23 protein-coding genes are annotated in these 21,276 nt (G+C 59.7%); 12 read left to right on the forward strand and 11 right to left on the reverse strand.

What is annotated here, in order from left to right:
* Nucleotides 1-4 precede the first annotated feature (4 nt).
* Nucleotides 5-892 (forward strand): cytochrome c oxidase subunit 3, encoded by an 888-nt coding sequence (locus IB252_RS11285; RefSeq protein ID WP_008152473.1) that lies wholly within the window; start codon nucleotides 5-7, stop codon nucleotides 890-892.
* 3 nt (nucleotides 893-895) lie between these two features.
* Here IB252_RS11285 and IB252_RS11290 read toward each other — a convergent pair whose 3' ends face one another.
* Nucleotides 896-1,099: a twin transmembrane helix small protein gene (locus IB252_RS11290; protein ID WP_008152470.1), complete on the reverse strand. Its 204-nt coding sequence runs from the start codon at nucleotides 1,097-1,099 to the stop codon at nucleotides 896-898.
* A 70-nt stretch (nucleotides 1,100-1,169) separates the two neighbouring features.
* Between IB252_RS11290 and IB252_RS11295 the strand changes: the two genes are divergently transcribed.
* From IB252_RS11295 to IB252_RS11315, 5 genes are read left to right on the forward strand one after another with little or no spacing between them, the layout of a single operon-like run.
* Nucleotides 1,170-1,910, forward strand: a complete 741-nt coding sequence (locus tag IB252_RS11295) for an SURF1 family protein (RefSeq protein ID WP_192408678.1) — start codon at nucleotides 1,170-1,172, stop codon at nucleotides 1,908-1,910.
* Nucleotides 1,876-2,469, forward strand: coding sequence for a hypothetical protein (locus tag IB252_RS11300; protein WP_134098241.1), 594 nt, complete (start codon nucleotides 1,876-1,878; stop codon nucleotides 2,467-2,469). The genes IB252_RS11295 and IB252_RS11300 overlap by 35 nt, the downstream gene beginning before the upstream one ends.
* A 10-nt stretch (nucleotides 2,470-2,479) precedes the next feature.
* On the forward strand, nucleotides 2,480-3,559 hold the full coding sequence (locus IB252_RS11305; protein WP_192408680.1) for a COX15/CtaA family protein: 1,080 nt from the start codon (nucleotides 2,480-2,482) through the stop codon (nucleotides 3,557-3,559).
* Nucleotides 3,547-4,446: a heme o synthase gene (gene cyoE, locus IB252_RS11310; RefSeq protein WP_192408682.1), complete on the forward strand. Its 900-nt coding sequence runs from the start codon at nucleotides 3,547-3,549 to the stop codon at nucleotides 4,444-4,446. Before IB252_RS11305 ends, cyoE begins: the two co-directional genes overlap by 13 nt.
* A complete protein-coding gene (locus IB252_RS11315) occupies nucleotides 4,443-5,078 on the forward strand; it encodes an SCO family protein (protein ID WP_111448124.1) in 636 nt (211 codons plus the stop codon). Before cyoE ends, IB252_RS11315 begins: the two co-directional genes overlap by 4 nt.
* Nucleotides 5,079-5,253: 175 nt before the next feature.
* On the opposite strand, the gene IB252_RS11320 is transcribed toward IB252_RS11315, so the two are convergent.
* From IB252_RS11320 to IB252_RS11330, 3 genes are all read right to left on the reverse strand, one after another.
* Nucleotides 5,254-6,027, reverse strand: coding sequence for a MetQ/NlpA family ABC transporter substrate-binding protein (locus tag IB252_RS11320; protein ID WP_192408684.1), 774 nt, complete (start codon nucleotides 6,025-6,027; stop codon nucleotides 5,254-5,256).
* Between the two features lie 76 nt (nucleotides 6,028-6,103).
* Nucleotides 6,104-6,799 carry a methionine ABC transporter permease gene (locus IB252_RS11325; protein WP_192408686.1) on the reverse strand — a complete coding sequence of 232 codons (696 nt, stop codon included), beginning with the start codon at nucleotides 6,797-6,799 and terminating at the stop codon, nucleotides 6,104-6,106.
* Nucleotides 6,799-7,806: a methionine ABC transporter ATP-binding protein gene (locus IB252_RS11330; protein WP_192408688.1), complete on the reverse strand. Its 1,008-nt coding sequence runs from the start codon at nucleotides 7,804-7,806 to the stop codon at nucleotides 6,799-6,801. The genes IB252_RS11325 and IB252_RS11330 overlap by 1 nt, the downstream gene beginning before the upstream one ends.
* Before the next feature lie 262 nt (nucleotides 7,807-8,068).
* Between IB252_RS11330 and katE the strand changes: the two genes are divergently transcribed.
* Nucleotides 8,069-10,207, forward strand: coding sequence for a catalase HPII (gene katE, locus IB252_RS11335; protein WP_192408691.1), 2,139 nt, complete (start codon nucleotides 8,069-8,071; stop codon nucleotides 10,205-10,207).
* A gap of 115 nt (nucleotides 10,208-10,322) precedes the next feature.
* On the opposite strand, the gene IB252_RS11340 is transcribed toward katE, so the two are convergent.
* From IB252_RS11340 to zur, 4 genes are read right to left on the reverse strand one after another with little or no spacing between them, the layout of a single operon-like run.
* Nucleotides 10,323-11,039: a PA5502 family lipoprotein gene (locus tag IB252_RS11340; RefSeq protein WP_111448128.1), complete on the reverse strand. Its 717-nt coding sequence runs from the start codon at nucleotides 11,037-11,039 to the stop codon at nucleotides 10,323-10,325.
* 37 nt (nucleotides 11,040-11,076) lie between these two features.
* Nucleotides 11,077-11,865: a zinc ABC transporter permease subunit ZnuB gene (znuB, locus tag IB252_RS11345; protein WP_008155991.1), complete on the reverse strand. Its 789-nt coding sequence runs from the start codon at nucleotides 11,863-11,865 to the stop codon at nucleotides 11,077-11,079.
* Nucleotides 11,858-12,643: a zinc ABC transporter ATP-binding protein ZnuC gene (gene znuC, locus IB252_RS11350; RefSeq protein ID WP_111448129.1), complete on the reverse strand. Its 786-nt coding sequence runs from the start codon at nucleotides 12,641-12,643 to the stop codon at nucleotides 11,858-11,860. The genes znuB and znuC overlap by 8 nt, the downstream gene beginning before the upstream one ends.
* Nucleotides 12,643-13,125 (reverse strand): zinc uptake transcriptional repressor Zur, encoded by a 483-nt coding sequence (gene zur / locus IB252_RS11355; protein WP_111448130.1) that lies wholly within the window; start codon nucleotides 13,123-13,125, stop codon nucleotides 12,643-12,645. The genes znuC and zur overlap by 1 nt, the downstream gene beginning before the upstream one ends.
* Nucleotides 13,126-13,191: 66 nt before the next feature.
* On the opposite strand from zur, the gene IB252_RS11360 reads away from it, so the two are divergent.
* Nucleotides 13,192-14,112, forward strand: coding sequence for a zinc ABC transporter substrate-binding protein (locus IB252_RS11360; RefSeq protein ID WP_192408693.1), 921 nt, complete (start codon nucleotides 13,192-13,194; stop codon nucleotides 14,110-14,112).
* Nucleotides 14,113-14,203: 91 nt separating this feature from the next.
* Here IB252_RS11360 and IB252_RS11365 read toward each other — a convergent pair whose 3' ends face one another.
* Both IB252_RS11365 and IB252_RS11370 read right to left on the reverse strand, forming a co-directional pair.
* Nucleotides 14,204-15,154, reverse strand: coding sequence for a homoserine kinase (locus IB252_RS11365; protein ID WP_192408695.1), 951 nt, complete (start codon nucleotides 15,152-15,154; stop codon nucleotides 14,204-14,206).
* Between the two features lie 58 nt (nucleotides 15,155-15,212).
* A complete protein-coding gene (locus IB252_RS11370; protein WP_111448133.1) occupies nucleotides 15,213-15,503 on the reverse strand; it encodes a DUF2782 domain-containing protein in 291 nt (96 codons plus the stop codon).
* Between the two features lie 74 nt (nucleotides 15,504-15,577).
* On the opposite strand from IB252_RS11370, the gene polA reads away from it, so the two are divergent.
* The gene (gene polA, locus IB252_RS11375; RefSeq protein ID WP_192408697.1) at nucleotides 15,578-18,349 is read left to right on the forward strand and encodes a DNA polymerase I; all 2,772 of its coding nucleotides are present in this window, start codon (nucleotides 15,578-15,580) and stop codon (nucleotides 18,347-18,349) included.
* Nucleotides 18,350-18,649: 300 nt separating this feature from the next.
* Here polA and yihA read toward each other — a convergent pair whose 3' ends face one another.
* Nucleotides 18,650-19,291, reverse strand: a complete 642-nt coding sequence (gene yihA / locus IB252_RS11380; RefSeq protein WP_046044882.1) for a ribosome biogenesis GTP-binding protein YihA/YsxC — start codon at nucleotides 19,289-19,291, stop codon at nucleotides 18,650-18,652.
* A 191-nt stretch (nucleotides 19,292-19,482) separates the two neighbouring features.
* On the opposite strand from yihA, the gene IB252_RS11385 reads away from it, so the two are divergent.
* From IB252_RS11385 to IB252_RS11395, 3 genes are all read left to right on the forward strand, one after another.
* On the forward strand, nucleotides 19,483-19,773 hold the full coding sequence (locus IB252_RS11385) for a c-type cytochrome (protein ID WP_008156007.1): 291 nt from the start codon (nucleotides 19,483-19,485) through the stop codon (nucleotides 19,771-19,773).
* A 46-nt stretch (nucleotides 19,774-19,819) separates the two neighbouring features.
* A complete protein-coding gene (locus IB252_RS11390; RefSeq protein WP_008156009.1) occupies nucleotides 19,820-20,431 on the forward strand; it encodes a c-type cytochrome in 612 nt (203 codons plus the stop codon).
* A 200-nt stretch (nucleotides 20,432-20,631) separates the two neighbouring features.
* Nucleotides 20,632-21,273 (forward strand): thiol:disulfide interchange protein DsbA/DsbL, encoded by a 642-nt coding sequence (locus IB252_RS11395; protein WP_192408699.1) that lies wholly within the window; start codon nucleotides 20,632-20,634, stop codon nucleotides 21,271-21,273.
* The last annotated feature ends 3 nt before the right edge of the window (nucleotides 21,274-21,276 follow it).

The raw sequence follows: 21,276 nt of genomic DNA on the forward strand, positions 1-21,276 counted from the left end.
ATAAATGGCAACTCATGAACATTATTACGTTCCGGCACAGAGCAAATGGCCGATCATTGCCACGGTCGGAATGTTCGTCACCGTGTTCGGCCTGGCCACCTGGTTCAACGACCTGAAGGCGGCGCGGCCGGAGTCCCACGGCCCGCTGATCTTTTTCGTCGGTGGCCTGCTGCTGGCCTACATGCTGTTCGGCTGGTTCGGTACGGTGATCAAGGAAAGCCGCCAGGGTTTGTACAGCGCACAGATGGATCGCTCGTTCCGCTGGGGCATGAGCTGGTTCATCTTCTCGGAGGTGATGTTCTTCATCGCGTTCTTCGGCGCGCTGTTTTATGTGAGAAACATTTCCGGCCCGGCGCTCGGGGGTGAAGGGGTCAAAGGCATCGCGCACATGCTCTGGCCGAACTTCCAGTTCGCCTGGCCATTGCTGCATACCCCTGACCCGAAACTCTTTCCGCCACCCAAGGAAGTCATCAGCCCTTGGGGCCTGCCGCTGCTCAACACAGTGTTGTTGGTGAGTTCCAGCGTCACCGTGACCATCGCTCACCACGCCTTGAAAAAGGGCCATCGCGGCGCGCTGAAAATCTGGCTGGCGCTCACCGTGTTACTGGGCTGCGCGTTCCTTGGTTTTCAGGCCGAAGAATACATGCACGCCTACCACGAACTGGGCCTGACGCTCGGTTCGGGCATCTACGGCGCAACCTTCTTCATGCTCACCGGCTTCCACGGCGCCCACGTGACCATCGGCACCATCATCCTGTTTGTGATGTTGATGCGGATCATGCGCGGGCACTTCGACGCCGATCATCAGTTCGCGTTTGAAGCGGCGAGTTGGTACTGGCACTTCGTGGACGTTGTGTGGATCGGTCTGTTCGTTTTCGTCTACGTGCTCTGAGGCTTACCAAGGTACGTGCGATACCAACTGGCCGCTGAAAAAACCCCAGGCAATCAAGCCGACGGTAATGGCGGCCAGCGCAACACGAACACTCAAGGCAATGACGAGGCGGTTCGAGCTGCTGTCGTCCTTGACCAAAAAAAACAGGCCGCTGAACAGGCTGACAACCGTGGCAATCAGCATCAGGACGATGGCTGCTTTGAGCATGGTGAAACTCCGGGGGAAAGGCGATGCACTTGAGTATAGCTATCGCGACTACCGACTTTCTGGCGACGCCATGAAGCGTTTCCGGCCGGGCATCGTGCCGACCCTGGTGGTCGCGGTGTTGTTGCCCATGCTGGTGTCACTCGGGTTCTGGCAATTGAGCCGGGGCGCAGAGAAAAGCGCGCTGCTGCAAAGCTACACCGAGCGCCGTGCCGCTGAACCGATGGCCAGCACCGAGCTGCAACACAGCGCAGATCCGGCCTTTCGCCGGGTTCACCTGCACGGCCAGTTCGATACCGCCCACAGCCTGTTGCTGGATAACCGTCAGCGTGGCGGCAAGGTAGGCGTCGAGCTGCTGCAACCGTTTCAGGATCAGGCGACCGGGCTCTGGCTGCTGGTCAATCGCGGCTGGCTGCCATGGCCGGATCGCCGCACCCCACCGCAATTCACCACACCGACTCAAGCCTTGAGTCTCGTTGCCTGGGTCTACGTCTCCCCCGGCGCCACCTTCCAATTGCACGCCGATCCGAATACCGCCACGTGGCCACAACTGGTTACCGCAGTTGAACCCGCCAAGCTCTGGACGGCACTGGATCGCGAAGGTTTTGCCTACGAATTACGCGCAGAAAGCGGTCCCGCGACTTATCAGGCTGACTGGCCGGTAGTCGCCATGGGACCGGAAAAACACCTGGCTTATGCCGTGCAGTGGTTCGCCATGTCGATCGCCCTGTTCGGCCTCTATCTCTATCTCGGCTGGCACAACGCAAAGGAGAAACACCATGGGAGCGGCCATGAATCCACCCAGCATGTCTGAGGCGAAATCGCCGGCGAGTCGGCGCAAGGGTCGTTTGCAGTTGCTGCTGATCCTGCTTGGGGTGATCGGTCCGATGATCCTCGCCACCGGCATGTACAAATTGCAGTTCTGGGTGCCGGAAGGTCGCAGCTATCACGGCGAACTGATCGGCAACGGCCAGACCCGCGCCGACCTCGGCGTGCAGGCGCAGGAGGATCGTTGGCAGATACTGGTGACCGCGCCCAAGGATTGTTCGGTGGACTGCCAGCAACTGGTGTACCTGGCGCGGCAGATCCAGATCGGCCTCGGCCGTGATGCCGGGCGCGCCAGTCATGCCTTGGCCGTAGCGCAACCGCTGAGCAGCGAATACGACGCCAAGCTGACGCGCGAGTATCCTCAATTACAGCGCTACCCACTGAGCCTGACCGACTTCCATAAAACTGCCGGCGACCAGGCTGTGCCGCAGCTTTGGATCATCGATCCGCATGGCAATCTGGTGCTGCGCTACGACCCGACGGTGAAGGGTAAGGATCTGCTCAACGACCTGCGCCATTTGCTGAAACTGTCGAACATCGGATAAGGGCATCGTCATGGCCAAACCTGGATTTCGCCTCGCGCTGTTTGCCACCTTGCTGGCACTGATTGTGGTGTTGCTCGGCGCCTACACCCGCCTGACTCACGCCGGCCTCGGCTGCCCGGACTGGCCGGGTTGCTATGGCTTTATCAGCGTGCCCAAAAGCGAAGTTCAATTGGCCCATGCCGAACTGCATTTTCCCGACGCTCCCGTCGAAGCCCATAAAGGCTGGAACGAGATGGTTCACCGCTACTTCGCTGGCACGCTGGGGCTGCTGATCTCGGTATTGGCCGGCCGCGCCTGGGTTCATCGTCGTCACCCGGGGCAGCCGGTGAAGTTACCGTTGTTTTTGCTGGCAGTGGTGATTGCCCAAGCGGCATTCGGCATGTGGACGGTGACGCTCAAGCTCTGGCCACAAGTGGTCACCGGGCATTTGCTCGGCGGCTTTGCGACGTTGAGCCTGTTGTTTCTGCTGACGTTGCGCCTGTCCGGCGTACTACCAGCGCTGACCGTGCCACGGCGTTTGCAGTACTGGGCGACCGCCGGGTTGCTGCTGGTGATCCTGCAAATTGCCTTGGGTGGCTGGGTCAGTTCCAACTACGCGGCGGTGGCCTGTATCGACTTCCCGACCTGTCACGGTCAATGGCTGCCGCCCGCGGACTTCGCCAACGGTTTTCACCTGACTCAACACATCGGCCCCAATTACCTCGGCGGGCAACTGGACAGCGATGCCCGCACCGCGATTCATCTGACTCACCGCATCGGCGCATTGCTGGTGACGCTGGTGTTGCTCGGGCTGGCGTGGCAACTGAAAGTCGTCGGCATGACGCGGTTGGCCGGGCTGGTGGTGATCGCACTCGCCGCGCAAATCACCCTCGGCATCAGCAATGTGCTGTTTCACCTGCCGCTGCCAGTGGCCGTCGCGCATAACGCGGGCGGCGCGGCACTGTTGCTGACGATGGTGCTGGTCAATTATCACGCGCGAACCAGTCTGGTTCGGGTCAAGCAGCAACCCCCTGCGCGCTGGCGGTTCAGCCCGCGCAAACACTCAGCCGGGCCCATAACAATAAAAGGAGAGATGCCATGGCGACTCTGATCGGCGCACGTCACAGTCAGGCGATCTGGCGTGACTACCTGGAGCTGACCAAGCCGAAAGTGGTGGTGCTGATGCTCATCACCTCGCTGGTCGGCATGTTCCTCGCGACCCGCGCCGGGGTGCCGTGGACGGTGCTGGTGTTCGGCAATCTGGGGATCGCCTTGTGTGCCGGCGGTGCGGCGGCGGTCAACCATGTCGTGGACCGGCGCATCGATGCGGTCATGGCCCGCACGCACAAACGTCCCCTGGCCGAAGGTCGAGTGTCGCCTGCGGCCGCGCTGACGTTTGCCTTGGTATTGGCGGTGCTTGGGCAAACCGTACTGCTGATCTTCACCAATCCGCTCACGGCCTGGCTGACCCTGGCCTCGCTGCTCGGCTATGCGGTGGTCTACACCGGTTTCCTGAAACGCGCGACGCCGCAAAACATCGTCATCGGCGGACTGGCCGGCGCCGCCCCGCCACTGCTCGGCTGGACCGCTGCCACTGGGCATGTCAGCGCCGAACCCCTGTTGCTGGTGCTGATCATCTTCGCCTGGACCCCGCCGCACTTCTGGGCGCTGGCCATTCACCGCAAAGAGGAATACGCCAAGGCCGACATTCCGATGCTGCCGGTGACCCATGGCGAGCACTACACCAAGGTCCACATCCTGCTTTATACCTTCGCGCTGCTGGCCGTGAGCCTGATGCCGTACGTGATCCACATGAGCGGTGTGCTCTACCTGATTTGCGCGCTGGGACTTGGCGCGAGGTTTCTGCAATGGGCCGTGGTGCTGTACCGTGGCACTCGGCCGCACGCGGCGATCAACACCTTCAAGTACTCTATTTACTACTTGTTCCTGCTGTTTATCGCGCTGCTCGTAGATCACTACTTACTGTTGAACCTATGACTCGAACCCAGAAAACCGTCTTCATCCTCGTCGCCCTGATCGCGCTGGTCCTGGGCCTGACCATTAACAAAGTGCTGTCCGGCAAAGGCCAGGGCGACCCGACAGCCCTGATCGATGCCGGGATCATTCTGCTACCGCAAAGCCGCAACCTGCCGGCCGTGACAATGACCGATCAGGACGGCAAGCCAGTGGCGATCAACGAGTTGAAAGACAAATGGTCGCTGCTATTTTTCGGCTACACCTTTTGCCCCGACATCTGCCCGACCACCCTCGCCCAGCTGCGCCAGATCAAAAGCGAACTGCCGCCAGAAGCTGTGGCCAAGTTGCAGATCATTCTGGTCAGCGTCGACCCGAATCGCGATACGCCCCAGCAGCTCAAGCAGTACCTGGGCTACTTCGATCCGCAGTTCCAGGGGCTGACGGCGTCGTCGGTTGAAGACATTCAGAAACTGGCCAATGCGGTGAGCATTCCGTTCATTCCGGCGGACACCAGCAAGCCGAACTACACCGTCGACCACAGCGGCAACCTGGCGGTGATCGGGCCGGACGGGACCCAGCGTGGGTTCATTCGTGCGCCGTTGAACAACGTGAAACTGGTGGCGCAGTTGCCGGTGATGCTTACCCGTAAATAACCAACACAACACCCTGTGGGAGCGAGCCTGCTCGCGATGGGGCCATCACACCTGACCTCTAAGTTGACTGACCCACCGCAATCGCGAGCAGGCTCGCTCCCACAGTGGTCCGTATTCCAGGCATAAAAAACGGGGACGCAATCAATGCGTCCCCGTTTTTTTATTGCTTGTCAGATCAGAACGCCGGCAATACCGCGCCTTTGTACTTCTCGAGGATGAAGGCTTTCACTTCCGGGCTGTGCAGGGCTGCAATCAGCTTCTTCATCGCTTCGCTGTCCTTGTCGTCTGGACGGGCAACGAGAATGTTCACGTAAGGCGAGTCGCTGCCTTCGATGACCAGCGCGTCCTTGGACGGATCAAGCTTGGCTTCCAGCGCGTAGTTGGTGTTGATCAGTGCCAGGTCGACCTGAGTCAGCACGCGCGGGATGGTCGCGGCTTCCAGTTCACGGAATTTCAGGTCCTTGGTGTTCTCGGTGATGTCCTTGACGGTCGCGAGGATGTTGTTCGAATCCTTCAACTTGATCAGGCCAGCCTTCGCCAGCAGCAACAGCGCACGACCGCCGTTGGTGGCGTCATTCGGGATAACCACGTTGGCGCCGCCTGGCAGCTCGGCCAGCGCTTTGTACTTGCTGGAGTAAGCGCCCAGCGGTTCCAGGTGCACACCGGCAACGGCCACCAGGTTGGTGCCCTTGGCCTTGTTGAATTCATCGAGGTACGGCTGGTGCTGGAAGAAGTTGGCGTCCAGACGTTTCTCGGCAACCTGCACGTTCGGCTGGATGTAGTCGGTGAAGACTTTGACCTTCAGGTCCACGCCTTCTTTGGCCAGGGCCGGTTTCACGAATTCGAGGATTTCTGCGTGCGGAACCGGGGTAGCCGCAACGGTCAGGGTTTCATCGGCCTGAGCAGAGAACGCTGCAACGGCTGCGAGCGCTACGAGTAGTTTTTTCATTCAGCTAACTCCTTGTGGGCGCCCGTTTGGCGCCTGCCAGCGAATGGCCGGCTCATGTCTTGTTTACGAGAACTGTTTATTTTCTGGAGAAGTGTACGACCAGCTTGTCGCCAACCATTTGCAGAACCTGCACCAGCACCAGCAACAGCACCACAGTGACGATCATCACATCGGTCTGGAAACGCTGGTAGCCGAAACGGATCGCCAGGTCGCCCAACCCACCGGCACCGACTACACCGGCCATCGCCGTGTAGGACACCAGTGTAATAGCCGTCACCGTAATCGCCGCGTAAATGCCCGGACGGGCCTCTGGCAGCAAGGCGTTGAGGATGATCTGCTTGGTGGTCGCGCCCATGGCCTGGGTTGCTTCAATGATGCCGCGATCCACCTCACGCATAGCGGTTTCCACAAGTCGCCCGAAAAACGGCGTGGCGCCCACCACCAGCGGCGGAATCGCACCGGCGACGCCGAGCGAAGTGCCGGTGATCAGCACGGTGAACGGGATCATCACGATCAGCAGGATGATGAAGGGCAGCGAGCGCAGAATGTTCACCATCAGCGACATCAGCCCATAGGCCACGCGGTTTTCAAGCAACTGGCGCGGGCTACACAGGAACAGCAGTACCCCCAGCGGCAGGCCGAGCAGGATGGTGAACAGCAGCGAACCACCGAGCATCTGCATCGTGTCGCTGGTGGCCAGGCCGATTTCCGCCCAATCGATGTTTTTGAAGAACTCTTTAGTCGCTTCGATAAATGCGTCGTACGATTCCATCAGCGCAGCACCTCCATGTGGACGTCAGCTGCAGTGAAGTGGGCGAACGCCGCTTCCATGTCGCCACCGGTAACGGCCAGGGTCAACTGCCCGTAGGGCACATCTTTGATGCGGTCGATACGACCGGCCAGGATGCTGTAGTCCACGCCCGTTTCGCGAGCGACGGTGCCCAGCAGCGGTGCGTAGGTCGATTCGCCCTGGAAGGTCAGACGCACGATGCGCCCTGGAACGTGAGCGAAGTCGTCGCGCTGTTCGCTTTCGTCGATCTGCTCATCTTCTTGCACGAAGCGTTTGGTGGTCGGGTGCTTCGGATGCAGGAACACCTCGGCCACCGAACCTTGCTCGACGATCAAGCCAGCGTCCATCACCGCAACCTGGTCGCAGACCCGGCGGATCACGTCCATCTCGTGGGTGATCAACACGATAGTCAACTTCAGCTCGCGATTGATCTCGGCCAGCAATTGCAGGACCGACGCGGTGGTCTGCGGGTCCAGTGCGCTGGTGGCTTCGTCGCACAACAGGATTTTCGGCTTGGTGGCCAGGGCGCGGGCAATGCCGACACGCTGCTTCTGGCCACCGGACAACTGCGCCGGGTACTTCCTGGCGTGGTCGGACAGGCCGACCCGCTGCAGCAATTCGGCAACACGCCGGTCAATCTCACTGCGCGACAGTTCACCGGCCAGGGTCAGCGGCAGCGCGACGTTGTCGGCCACGGTCTTGGACGCCAGCAAGTTGAAGTGCTGGAAAATCATCCCGACCTGCTGACGGAAGCGCCGCAGGCTGTTGGCGTCAAGCGCGGTAACTTCTTCGCCGTCGACAAATATCTTGCCGCCACTGGACTCTTCCAGGCGATTGATCAGACGCAGCAGGGTACTTTTTCCCGCACCGGAATGGCCGATCAGGCCGTAGACCTGACCGTTCTCAATCGTCAGATTGGTCGGATGCAGGGCGGGAATATCCTTACCGGCGACGCGGTAGGTTTTGTGGACGTTTTGAAACTCGATCACGTAGCGAACCTTGTGGGGCGCGTTGGAAAAGGATCAGCGGTTAGCCGGGCGCGCATTTTAGCCTGTCCGTATAGAGGTTATTAGCATTTATTCCGCATTCAACCTTCCATTTGGCAATAACGCGATCAAAGGTTAGAAAAAAGGAACGGCGCAAAACGTCGTCAGTCACTAATTAGGCAACTCGAAACGCCCCCGGTCCGTGCCTGGGGTATTGCTCAAGAGTCCTGGCTACGGCGGGAGTCGCAACGAGGAGTTTTGTCTGATGAGTACTAAGAAACCTGCCGCAACCAAAAGCGCACTGGCCGGGACCGATACCCCGGACCGCGGGAACACCAATGCCAAGCTCGACAGCCTGGAGCAGTTTCGCTCCGACGCCACTGAACAGGCCCTGCGCACCAACCAGGGCGTGAAAGTCTCGGACAACCAGAACACGTTGAAGGCCGGCGCCCGCGGGCCATCGTTGCTGGAAGATTTCATCATGCGTGAAAAAATCACGCATTTTGACCATGAACGCATTCCCGAGCGGATCGTCCATGCCCGCGGCACCGGCGCACACGGCTACTTCCAGAGTTATGAAACCCATTCCGTGCTGACCAAGGCCGGGTTCCTACAAGACCCCAGCCAAAAAACCCCGGTCTTCGTCCGTTTCTCCACGGTGCAAGGCCCTCGTGGGTCGGGCGATACCGTGCGGGATGTGCGAGGTTTCGCGGTGAAGTTTTTCACCGACGAAGGCAACTTCGACCTGGTGGGCAACAACATGCCGGTGTTTTTCATTCAGGATGCGATCAAGTTTCCTGACTTCGTGCACGCGGTAAAACCCGAGCCGCACAATGAGATACCCACCGGCGGTTCAGCTCACGATACCTTTTGGGATTTTGTCTCTCTGGTACCGGAGTCGGCGCACATGGTGATCTGGACCATGTCCGACCGGGCGATCCCGAAAAGCCTGCGCAGCATGCAAGGCTTCGGCGTGCACACCTTCCGCCTGATCAATGCCGAAGGTAAATCGCGCTTCGTCAAATTCCACTGGCGCCCCACGGCCGGGACCTGTTCGCTGGTGTGGGATGAAGCGCAAAAACTCGCCGGTAAAGACACGGATTACCACCGCCGCGATCTCTGGGAGTCGATCGAGATGGGCGACTACCCGGAATGGGAACTGGGCGTACAGATCATCGAGGAGGAGAACGAACATACATTCGACTTCGACATCCTTGACCCGACCAAGCTGATCCCGGAAGAACTGGTGCCGATCACCCCGCTGGGCAAAATGACCCTCAACCGTAACCCCGACAACTTCTTCGCCGAAACCGAACAGGTCGCCTTCTGCCCTGGGCATATCGTGCCGGGGATCGATTTTTCCAACGATCCATTGCTGCAAGGCCGGCTGTTTTCCTACACCGATACGCAAATCAGCCGACTCGGCGGGCCGAACTTTCACGAGATCCCGATCAACCGCCCGTTGGCACCGTTCCACAATGGTCAACGGGATGCGCTGCATCGCACCACCCTCGACAAGGGCCGCGCGTCCTACGAGCCGAACTCCATTGATAGCGGCTGGCCGAAAGAAACGCCGTCGGCAGCCCAGGATGGTGGCTTTGAAAGTTATCCAGAACGCATCGACGCCAACAAGATCCGTCAGCGCAGCGAATCCTTCAGCGACCACTTTTCCCAGGCGCGGCTGTTTTTCCACAGCATGAGCAAGCACGAGCAGGAGCACATCATCTCGGCTTACAGCTTTGAATTGGGCAAGGTTGAGCGGGCGTTCATCCGCGCACGCCAGGTGAATGAGATTCTGGCCAACATCGATCTGGAACTGGCCAAGCGCGTGGCGCAGAACCTGGGGTTGCCAGTGCCCAAAGCCGGGACGGTCGACGTACGCAAAACCTCACTGGATCGCTCGCCCGCGCTGAGTCAGGCCAACTTGCTGCCGGCGGATATCAAAACCCGCAAAGTGGCAATCCTGGCAGCCAATGGCGTCGATGGCGCAGCGATTGATGCCATGAAGAAAGCACTGAAGGCCGAAGGCGCGCACGCCAAACTGCTCGGCCCGACGTCTGCTCCTGTGACCACGGCCGATGGCAAGGCCTTGCCGGTCGATGCGTCGATGGAAGGCTTGCCTTCGGTGGCGTTCGATGCGGTGTTTGTGCCCGGTGGCGCGGCATCGATCAAGGCGTTGAGCACTGACGGCGTGGCGCTGCATTACGTGCTGGAGGCGTACAAACACTTGAAGGCGATTGCGCTGCAGGGCGAGGCCAAACAGTTGCTGGATGTGTTGAAACTCGAGGCTGACGCGGGGTTGATCGTGAGTGCGGGTGCGAATTTGATCAAACCGTTTTTTGCCGCGATCGGGCAGCATCGGGTGTGGGACAGGGAGCCTAAGGCCAACGCGATTCCGGCTTAAGGTTTTGTGTAAATAGTGAGGACGCCATCGCGGGCAAGCCATGCTCCTACAGGTGTGAACGACTCAAAACCTGTAGGAGCATGCGGTGCGGCGATCCGACTTGCCCGCGATGCTTTTAAGGCTTGCGAGGACTCAAAACCATCTGCGCAGGAACGTTACGCAGAATCTGCTTCTCCAGATTCAGGTCAAAATCCGAATCGAGCTTCTTCACGCGTTTGGTCAGCAACGTGGTCAACCAAGGGAAGTCCTGGGTGCGTGGCGCCTGAATGCTCACGTCGCACTGGTAATTCACCACATCGGCGGCGATCGCATCCAGTTGGCGACGAAGCTTGGTCATATCAGTCAGGTTCAACGCAACTGTGGTGCTTTCAGCCGTCGGATCGATGACTTTGGCCTGTGGCTTGGCTTCGGCAGCCATGAGCGCCGCTTCGGCTCTATCCAGTTCAGCTTTGCGGGCATCAACGATGGCGTTGTTGACCCCACCGGTCAGCGCCGGAGCCTTGGGCATCAACGACCGGGCGCGGCTCAGCGCAGTGGCAGCGGCATTCACATCGCCTTTTTGCAGCACGATCTGGCTGCGGCGCAGATAGGCTTCGGCCAGTTGCCGCTGGTATTGCTCAAGGGATTGATCATTGGGCGACTCGGCCTGCAAGGCAGCCAGTTGATCTTCGGCAGTCGCCAGTTCGCCGCTGGCCAGGCTTTGTTGCAGCTGTGCGATGGCCGTGGCCCGTGTACCGGTAGCCTCGGGGGCCGCCGGTGGCGTGCTTTGACAAGCGCCCAGTAGCAACGAAAATGCGACAAGGAGCAGATAACGGGAGGGGAACAGCTTCATTCCTGCGACTCTCTATTTGCGCAAAAAACGAGCAAGTCTACACCCCTCGACGGGGCAGGACAAAACTCAGCAGAAACAGTGCGGCGGCCGTCACGACAATCGATGGGCCCGCCGGGGTGTCCTTGAACCACGACAACGCCAGCCCGCCACAGACCGCGAGCATACCCAGCAGGCTCGCGCCCAGTGCCATCTGCTCCGGTGACCGGGCGTGACGTTGTGCCGCAGCCGCCGGGATGATCAGCAAGGACGTAATCAGCAACACACCGACGATTTTCATCGCCACTGCGATCACCACGGCGATCAGCAACATCAGGGTCAAGCGCAACGCCGCCACCGGCAGACCTTCAACCCTGGCCAGTTCTTCATGCACCGTGATTGCCAGCAATGGCCGCCACAACGTCACCAGCAAGGCCAGAACGCCCGCGCTGCCGCCGAGTATCCAGGCCAGATCGGTCGGGCTGATCGCCAGCAAGTCGCCGAACAGATAAGCCATCAGGTCGATCCGCACTTCGTGCATGAAGCTTAGTACGACCAAACCCAAAGAGAGCGTGCTCGGTGCGAGAATTCCCAAAAGCGTGTCAGACGCCAGCGGTTGGCGCTGTTGCAAGGTCACCAGCAACACCGCCAACAGCAGACAGCCTACGGTGACCGCAACGGTCGGACTGACATCCAGCAGAAAACCCAGCGCCACGCCGAGCAGCGCGGCATGGGAAAGGGTGTCGCCGAAATAGGCCATGCGCCGCCAGACCACGAACGAACCCAGCGGGCCCGCGACCAACGCCAGGGCCAGACCTGCAAGCAGGGCGTAGAGCAGAAAATCAGCCATGCTTGCAGCTATCTCCGTGAACGTGGGTAGGGGCCGACGGGGCGGCGTTGACCACCGAGCCATGCAAGTCATGGGCGTGGTCGTGATGGTGGTGATAAATCGCCAGGCTTTGTGCGTTCTTCCCGAACAGCTCGACGAAAGCCGGATCGCCGCTGACCTGCTCAGGATGCCCGGAGCAGCAAACGTGACGGTTGAGGCAGACCACCTGGTCGGTGGTGCTCATCACCAGGTGCAGATCGTGGGACACCATCAACACGCCGCAGCCGTGGCGGTCGCGCAATCGTGTGATCAAGCTGTAGAGCTCGGCCTGACCGGCCACATCGACGCCTTGCACAGGTTCATCGAGTACCAGCAATTCCGGCTCGCGCAGCAATGCCCGGGCCAGCAGCACCCGCTGCATTTCGCCTCCGGAAACACTTTGCACCGGGCTGTCGATCACCTGTTCGGCGCCGACTTCCTTGAGTGCCGACAAGGCCATGGCGCGGTCCACGCCCGGCACCAGACGCAAGAAGCGCAGCACCGACAGCGGCAGCGTCGGATCGACGTGAAGTTTTTGCGGCATGTAACCGACCCGCAGTTTCGGCTTGCGCCACACGCTGCCGCTGTCCGGTTTCAACAGACCGAGTACAGCGCGCACCAGCGTGGTCTTGCCGGCGCCGTTAGGGCCAATCAGGGTGACGATCTGCCCCGGCTCGACGCTCAGTTCGATGTTATCCAGCACGTTTTGCCCGGCAAAGGTGACAGCAACCTGCTCGAGGCGGATCAGCGCGTTGCTCATCAAACCCCCTGGCAACCCGAGCAGAGGCCGACCACTTCGACGGTCTGGCCTTCGACGACAAATCCGACATCCTTGGCGCTACTGATGACCGCGTCACTGATGGATTTCTGTTCAAGCTCGATGGCGGCGTGGCATTCGCGGCAAATCAGGAACTGGCCCTGGTGGGCGTGCCCCGGGTGATTGCAGCCGACGAAGGCGTTCAGCGAGGAGATGCGGTGTACAAGGCCGTTTTCCAGCAGGAAGTCCAGCGCACGGTACACGGTCGGTGGCGCCGCACGGCGGCCGTCCTGCTCGCTGAGCACCGCGAGAATGTCGTAGGCGCCCAACGGCTTGTGGCTTTGCCAGACCAGTTCCAGCACCCGCCGGCGCAAGGCGGTCAGGCGCAAGCCTTGACGTGCGCACAGAGCATCGGCCTCAGACAATGCGCTATGGACGCAATGAGAGTGGTCGTGGGGACGGCTGGCAATCGGTGTTTTAGGCATGAGCGGCGACGAGTTTTGTGAGAGACGTTATTATGTTACCCGTTCTCGCCTCTTCGAGTGGTCATCGTGTCCCGACTTTTTTCTATCTTTGTCGCATTTGTCGCAAGTTTTTTGCTGATCGGTTCAGCTCACGCCGAAGTCAAAGTTCTCACCAGTATCAAGCCTCTACAGCTGATCGCCGCGGCGGTGCAGGACGGCGTGGCGATTCCGGAAGTCTTGCTGCCGCCCGGCGCCTCGCCTCATAACTATGCCTTGCGCCCATCCGACGTACGGAAGGTGCAATCGATCGATCTGGTTTACTGGATCGGTCCGAGCATGGAAGGTTTCCTGCCCCGCGTGCTGAATGGTCGTACGCTGCCCAGTGTCGCCGTGCAGGATTTACCGGGGCTGAAACTGCGACACTTCGCCGAAGATAGCCACTCCCACGCCGAAGAAGCCGACGAACATGATCACGATCACCGTCCAGGTAGTCTGGACGCGCACTTGTGGCTTTCGCCGGTCAACGCCCGCGTCATCGCCACAAAAATGGCGGCTGACTTGAGTGCAGCCGATCCGGCCAATGCCGCGCGTTATCAGAGCAACCTCAAGGCGTTCGATGAGCGTCTGGATGCACTGGATCTTCGCTTGAAGGCGCGCCTGGCCGGTATCGCGGGCAAACCGTACTTCGTATTCCACGAGGCCTTCGACTACTTTGAAGACGCCTACGGCCTCAAGCACGCCGGCGTATTCAGCGTGGCCGCCGAGGTCCAGCCCGGCGCCCAGCACGTCGCGGCAATGCGCACTCGCTTGCAGGAAGTCGGCAAAACCTGCGTGTTCAGCGAACCGCCTCTGCGTCCGCGCCTGGCGGAAACCCTGGTGGCGGGTCTGCCGGTGAAGCTGGCGGAACTGGACGCGCTGGGCGGGTACACACCGGCGACCGCTCAGGGGTATGAGCAGGTGCTGGAGAAGTTGGGGAATGATTTGGCGGGGTGTCTGGAGTCGTTGTAACCCGAACATTTGTAGCGCCCCCATTCGCGAGCAAGCCCGCTCCCACATGGACCGCATAAATCCTGTGGAAGCGGGCTTGCTCGCGAAGCTTTTAGAGGGCGAACGGTAGCGGTGTGCTGACCTTCTGCCGCTGCGCCAGACGCTGCTGAAACTCCATCGGATCGTGAATCAACACGTCCTGCCCGGCAAACGACTCGGCGGCGATCAACCGCGACAACCAGAACCGCACACACGCCACCCGCAGCATGGTCGGCCACAACTCCGCCTCGGCTGCCGTGAACGGTCGCAGCGTTGCATAAGCACCGAGCAACGCCCTCGCCCGTGGCCCGTCGATCAACCCGCTCTCGTCCGAACACCAGTCGTTCAAGGCGATCGCCACGTCGTAGAGCATCGGTCCCGAACACGCGTTATAGAAGTCGATCAACCCGGTCAGGTGAGTGCCTTCGAACATCGCGTTATCGCGGAACAGGTCGGCGTGGATGTTGGCTCGCGGCAGCGCCAGAATTTTTGTCTTCTGCTGTGTGATTTCGTCCAGCGCACGCTGCAGCAGATCGCTTTGCTCGGCATTGAGGTGCGACAGCAACTGCGTGCCCTCTTCCAGCATCCAATCCAGACCTCGATCGGTCTTGCGCTTGATCATGTTGGCCTGGGTCGCAAGGTGCAGATGGCCGAGCAACTCGCCCACCTGAGCGCAATGCTGCGCATTGGCTTCCTTGATGTGCTTGCCGGCCAGACGTGGCTGCAACAGCGCAGGTTTGCCGGCCAGTTCGCGCAAGGCGACGCCATCGGTGGTGCGCAAGGCATAAGGCACGGGCAGGTCGGCGTCATGCAGCACGTCGAGCAGTTCGATGAAGAACGGCATCTCCTGAACCGGACCACGCTCAACCAGGGTCAGGACAAATTCGCCCTGCTCCAGGCTGATGAAGAAATTGGTGTTTTCGCTACCGGCGGCAATCCCCTGGAAATCAAGCAGGCGGCCGAGCCCGTAAGGGGCGAGAAAGGTTTCCAGCTCGGGCCGAGCCAGCGGGGTGAACACAGACATGTTTGAACTGCCAGTACGGGCGCCGCTGCTTGAGCCAGCGCCGATTGAAATTAAGAAACTACTTCCACTCAAAGATCTTCCACGACGGAATCAGCATATCCGGCTGATCCGAGCGGATGTAGTTTGCATCGGTCCCGTCCGCGCGCACCAGAAAATACGGCGGTCCGACCTTGGGCGTGACCTTGATCGCGTACAGGAAACCGTTTTGGCGGTACTCCTGGATGGTTTTATCCCCTTCCGTGCGGATAGTGACTTGCGGCTCAGATGTCGGAGCATCATCCGCCGCCATGACGGCCAGTGGAACGGATGCAAACAACCCAGCCAGCAACAGGCGATTTAGTGTGCGCATGATAACCTTGTCCCTTTGTCGTCAACGGTCCCGCTATTCTAGCGCCGGACCCGCCGAAAAGGTTGATCCTGCTCATGAGCCAAGCCCCCCTCGTCCTGGTGGACGGTTCTTCTTACCTGTACCGCGCCTTTCACGCCCTCCCACCACTGACCACGTCCAAAGGCCTGCCGACCGGTGCGGTCAAGGGCGTATTGAACATGCTCAAGAGTCTGCGCAAGCAGTACCCGGAAAGTCCGTTCGCCGTGGTGTTCGATGCCAAGGGCGGGACATTCCGCGACGAAATGTTCGCCGAGTACAAGGCCAACCGCCCGAGCATGCCCGACGACATGCGTGTTCAGATCGAGCCGCTGCACCAGAGCGTGATAGCCCTGGGCTTCCCGCTCCTGTGCGTCGAAGGCGTCGAAGCCGATGACGTGATCGGCACCCTGGCCCGCAGCAGTGCGGCAGCCGACCGCCCCGTGGTGATCTCCACCGGCGACAAGGACATGGCGCAGCTGGTCGACGGCCACATTACCTTGGTCAATACCATGACCGGTAGCGCGCTGGACGTGGAGGGCGTGAAGGAGAAATTCGGCGTCGCTCCCGAGCAGATCATCGATTACCTGGCACTCATGGGCGATTCTTCCGACAACATTCCGGGCGTTCCGGGCATTGGCCCGAAGACCGCTTCCGGCCTGTTGGTCGGCGTGAACGGCGGCCTGACCGAGCTCTATGCGCAGCTCGACATCGTCCCGACCCTGCCGATTCGCGGGGCCAAAACCCTGCCGGCCAAGCTCGAAGAACACAAGGAGATGGCGTTTCTCTCCTACCAATTGGCAACCATCAAGATCGACGTGCCGCTGGATATCGGCCTCGACGACCTGCAAATGGGCAAGCCGGATCACGACAAACTCGCCGAGCTCTATACCCTGCTGGAGTTCAAGAGCTGGTTCGAAGAGAACCAGCGCGACGCCAAGCGTTCCGGCCAGGAAGTCGTCGCTCCGGTGGCTGAAGAAGCGGCCGTCGATACCGAACTCAAATACACAACGATCCTCACCCAGGCTGATTTCGACCTGTGGCTGAAGAAGCTCAACGACGCCACGCTGATTGCCTTCGATACCGAAACCACCGGCATCGATGCGCAGCAGGCGCAACTGGTGGGCCTGTCTTTCGCTGTACTAGCCAACGAAGCGGCCTACATCCCGCTGACCCATTCCTATATGGGCGTACCGGACCAGCTCGATCGCGACACCGTGCTGCGCGCGCTGAAGCCGATCCTGGAAGACCCGAGCAAACTCAAGGTCGGTCAGCACGCCAAGTTCGACATGAACATTCTGGCCAACTGTGCCATCGGTGGCGATCAGAGCTGCGGCATCACCGTGCAAGGCGTCGCTTTCGACACGATGCTCGAATCCTACGTGCTGGACTCCACCGCGACCCGTCACGACATGGACAGCCTGGCGCTCAAGTACCTGAATCACACCACTACCAGTTTTCAGGACATCGCTGGCAAAGGCGCCAAACAGCTGACATTTGACCAAATATCTCTGGAACTGGCCGGGCCTTACGCCGCCGAAGACGCCGACGTAACGCTGCGCCTGCATCAAACCCTGCAGGAAAAACTCAACGCCATCCCGAGCCTGAGCAAGGTCCTGAGCGAAATCGAAATGCCGCTGGTGCCGGTGCTGGCACGGATCGAACGCCAAGGCGCGCTGGTCGATGCCAACCTGCTAGGCATTCAGAGCGTTGAGCTGGGCGAGAAAATGGTCGCCCTCGAGCGTGAGGCGTTCGCCATTGCCGGGGAAGAATTCAACCTTGGCTCGCCGAAGCAATTGGGCGTGATCCTGTACGAAAAGCTCGGCCTGCCAATCCTCAGCAAAACCGCCAAGGGCCAGGCGTCCACTGCCGAAGCCGTGCTGGCGGAACTGGCCGAACAGGATTTCCCGTTGCCCAAAGTGCTGATGCAGTACCGCTCGATGAGCAAGCTGAAAAGCACCTACACCGATCGCCTGCCAGAGCAGATCAACCCGCGCACCGGGCGGATTCATACCTCTTACCATCAGGCCGTCGCGGCAACCGGGCGCTTGTCGTCCAGTGATCCGAACCTGCAGAACATTCCAATCCGCACCGCTGAAGGGCGTCGGATTCGTCAGGCGTTCGTCGCACCCAAAGGCTACAAGCTGCTGGCAGCGGACTATTCGCAAATCGAACTGCGAATCATGGCTCACCTGGCCAAGGACGAAGGTTTGCTGCACGCGTTCCGCAACGATCTGGACGTGCACAAAGCCACCGCAGCGGAAGTCTTCGGGGTTGAACTGGCAGACGTCACCACCGACCAACGGCGCAGCGCCAAGGCGATCAACTTCGGTTTGATCTACGGTATGAGCGCGTTTGGCCTGGCCAAGCAGATTGGTGTTGATCGCAAGCAATCCCAGGCCTACATCGACCGTTACTTCGCCCGCTACCCAGGCGTACTCGAGTACATGGAGCGCACCCGTGCCCAGGCTGCCGAACAAGGTTTCGTCGAAACCATCTTCGGTCGTCGCTTGTACCTGCCGGAAATCAACGCGAAAAACCCGGCCCTGCGCAAAGGTGCCGAACGCACAGCGATCAACGCCCCAATGCAAGGCACTGCGGCGGACATCATCAAGAAAGCCATGATTGCCGTGGATAGCTGGCTGACAGCATCAGGCCTCGACGCCAAAGTCATTCTGCAGGTGCACGATGAATTGGTTCTGGAAGTGCGTGAGGATTTGGTCGATCAGGTCCGCGATGAAATTCGCGTGCACATGAGCGACGCAGCGAAGCTTGATGTGCCGCTGTTGGTAGAGGTTGGTGTAGGCAATAACTGGGATGAGGCTCACTGAACCGTCTGAAAAGGTGTTTTCCGCTGCGGCATAGTGCCGCGGCAGAAAGACCGAAGGGCGCTTAGTTTGGAAAATTCGATGGCCTATTCCAAAGGCTTTTTAAAAAATTCTGAACTAATTTCCTGAATCGCCACTCAGAGTTACTGAATGGGTGGTGAAGCCCTTCGATGCTCCTAATGTTGTGTTAAGTGTTGGCAGATATCTGGACCCCGCCCTAGCGGTCCGGAACTTGAACCCCGGAACTTCCCCCTCCCCATAAGAAGTCCGGGGTTTTTTTTGCCCGCGGTTTTGTAAACGAGCTTACTCCGCGAGCTCGGCGCCCTTGTCCGCCAGTTCCATCCAACCCGCCAGTACAGTGTAGGCGTCTTCCAGGCCCATGCGTTTTGGCGCCGAGAACAGCTGGATGCTGATCGCATCTCCCCAACCCTTGCGGATGTCTGCCTGAACCTTGAGCAGGACGTTTTTCGCCGCGCCGTAGGTCAGCTTGTCGGCTTTGGTCAGCAAAATGTGCATCGGCATGCCGCTGGCGACAGCCCAGTCAAGCATCAGCAGGTCGAAGTCGGTCATTGGATGACGGATGTCCATCATCAAAATCAGCCCCTTCAAACTCTCACGACCACCCAGATAAGCTTCCAGGTGACGCTGCCAGTGCAGCTTCAACGGGATAGGCACTTTCGCGTAACCGTACCCCGGCAGGTCGACCAGACGACGATCATCGTCTAGCTTGAAGAAGTTCAAGAGCTGCGTGCGACCCGGAGTTTTCGAGGTCCGCGCGAGGCTAGCGTGCGTCAGGGTGTTCAGCGCACTGGACTTGCCGGCGTTGGAACGCCCGGCGAAGGCCACTTCAAAGCCTTCGTCGTCGGGACATTGATCGACTTTGGCAGCGCTGAGCATGAAGGTGGACTGTTGGCACAGGCCGAGGATGGGGTTCTTGAGTTGCATGGGATTTCCGATGTGGGCGGCGCCGGGAATGGACGCGGCGAGCAGTGTCGTTTCCGTTTCAGTGACGCCAGTATATAATGCCGCAGATTTTGTGTGCGCTTTGTCCCAGCGTAGGATGAAGTTCACGAGAGCGATTGACCTTGATTGCGCACTAGAACGCAGAACGCTCTCAACCCTGAAAAGGTCGTTTTATGACGAAATGGCTGCTAGCTGCCGGTGTCTTGATGCCGCTTTATAGCGCTCAGGCTACACAGGATCCGGAAGCTGTGTACAACCGTGTTTGTGGTGCCTGTCATTCCGGCCAACTACCCATGGCGCCCAAAAAGGGTGATCAGGAAGCTTGGACGCCGAGGTTGGCGAAAGGTATGGAGACGCTGGTGCAACACGTGACCCAGGGTTTCAAGGCGATGCCGCCGCGTGGTTTGTGCATGGACTGCAGTGCCGAGGATTACCAAGCAATCATCCAGTGGATGAGCGAGTGATCCCGGTCCATAACTCTTTAACCCTTAGCCGTAGTTGGATTAGCTGATGAACAAATTGATCGTGAGTCTGCTGTTGACCGTGGGGATCTCCGGCATTGCCCATGCTGCAGGTGATGCGACTGCTGGTCAGGCGAAAGCCGCAGTATGTGGCGCCTGTCATGGCCCGGATGGCAACAGTATGGCGCCTAACTTTCCGAAACTGGCAGGCCAGGGCGAGCGTTATCTGAACAAGCAGCTACACGACATCAAGTCCGGCAAACGCACGGTACTGGAAATGACCGGCCTGCTGACCAACCTGAGCGATCAGGACCTGGCCGATATCGCCGCCTACTTCGCCAGCCAGAAAGGCAGCGTCGGTGCCGCCGACCCGAAAGTCGTTTCTCGCGGTGAAGCACTGTTCCGCGGCGGCGACCTGGCCAAGGGCCTGCCAGCCTGCACCGGCTGCCACTCGCCGAATGGCGCAGGCAACGCAGCTGCCGGCTTCCCGCACCTGGGCGGCCAACACGCTCAATACATCGCCAAGCAACTGACTGACTTCCGCAAGGAAGAGGCCGGCCGCACCAACGATGGCGATACCAAGCCGATGCAGAGCATTTCCAAAAAGCTGAGCGATGAAGATATCGCAGCGGTGTCCAGCTACATTCAAGGTCTGCACTAAGACCGGCGAATCGGGCGTTGCGCGAGGAGTACACCTCCTGCAACGTTAACGCTCGATTAATCTGTCGATGCAAGCATAAAAAGGGTGGCTTTGGCCGCCCTTTTTTGTGGCCGCTGCCGTTACACTACAGAACTCAAGCCCGCCAGTACCTGTCTGAAAACAGGTCGCGCGAGGCGACCAAAATTGTCCAGGAGTAAAGCATGCGTAATCTGATCATCAGCGCCGCACTCGTCGCTGCCAGCCTGTTCGGCATGACCGCCCAAGCTGCTGAAGCACCCGCAGCGCCTTATGTCGAACTGACCAATCCCGTCCCGGTGGCCGTGCCTGGCAAGATCGAAGTGGTGGAGCTGTTCTGGTACGGCTGCCCGCACTGCTACGCTTTCGAACCCGTGATCAATCCATGGGTTGAGAAACTGCCTTCCGACGTGAACTTCGTCCGCATTCCGGCCATGTTCGGCGGCCCGTGGAACGCACACGGCCAGATGTTCCTGACCCTTGAAGCCATGGGCGTCGAAAACAAGGTTCACGCGGCGGTGTTCAACGCCATTCAGAAAGAACACAAGAAGCTGGTCGACAAGAATGAAATGGCCGATTTCCTGGCCACTCAGGGCGTAGACAAGGACAAGTTCCTGGCCACCTTCGACTCCTTTGCCATCAAGGGCCAGATCGTCAAGGCCACTGAACTGGCCAAAAAGTACGAAATCTCCGGAGTTCCGACCATGATCGTCAACGGCAAGTATCGCTTCGACGTGGGCTCCGCCGGCGGCGCCGAGCAAGCATTGCAACTGGCCGACAAGCTGATCGAAAAAGAGCGAGCGGCTAACAAGGCTGCTGCCAACTAAGCG

This window comes from Pseudomonas sp. PDM10 (assembly GCF_014852295.1).
In the GTDB taxonomy this organism is placed as follows: Bacteria; Pseudomonadota; Gammaproteobacteria; order Pseudomonadales; family Pseudomonadaceae; genus Aquipseudomonas.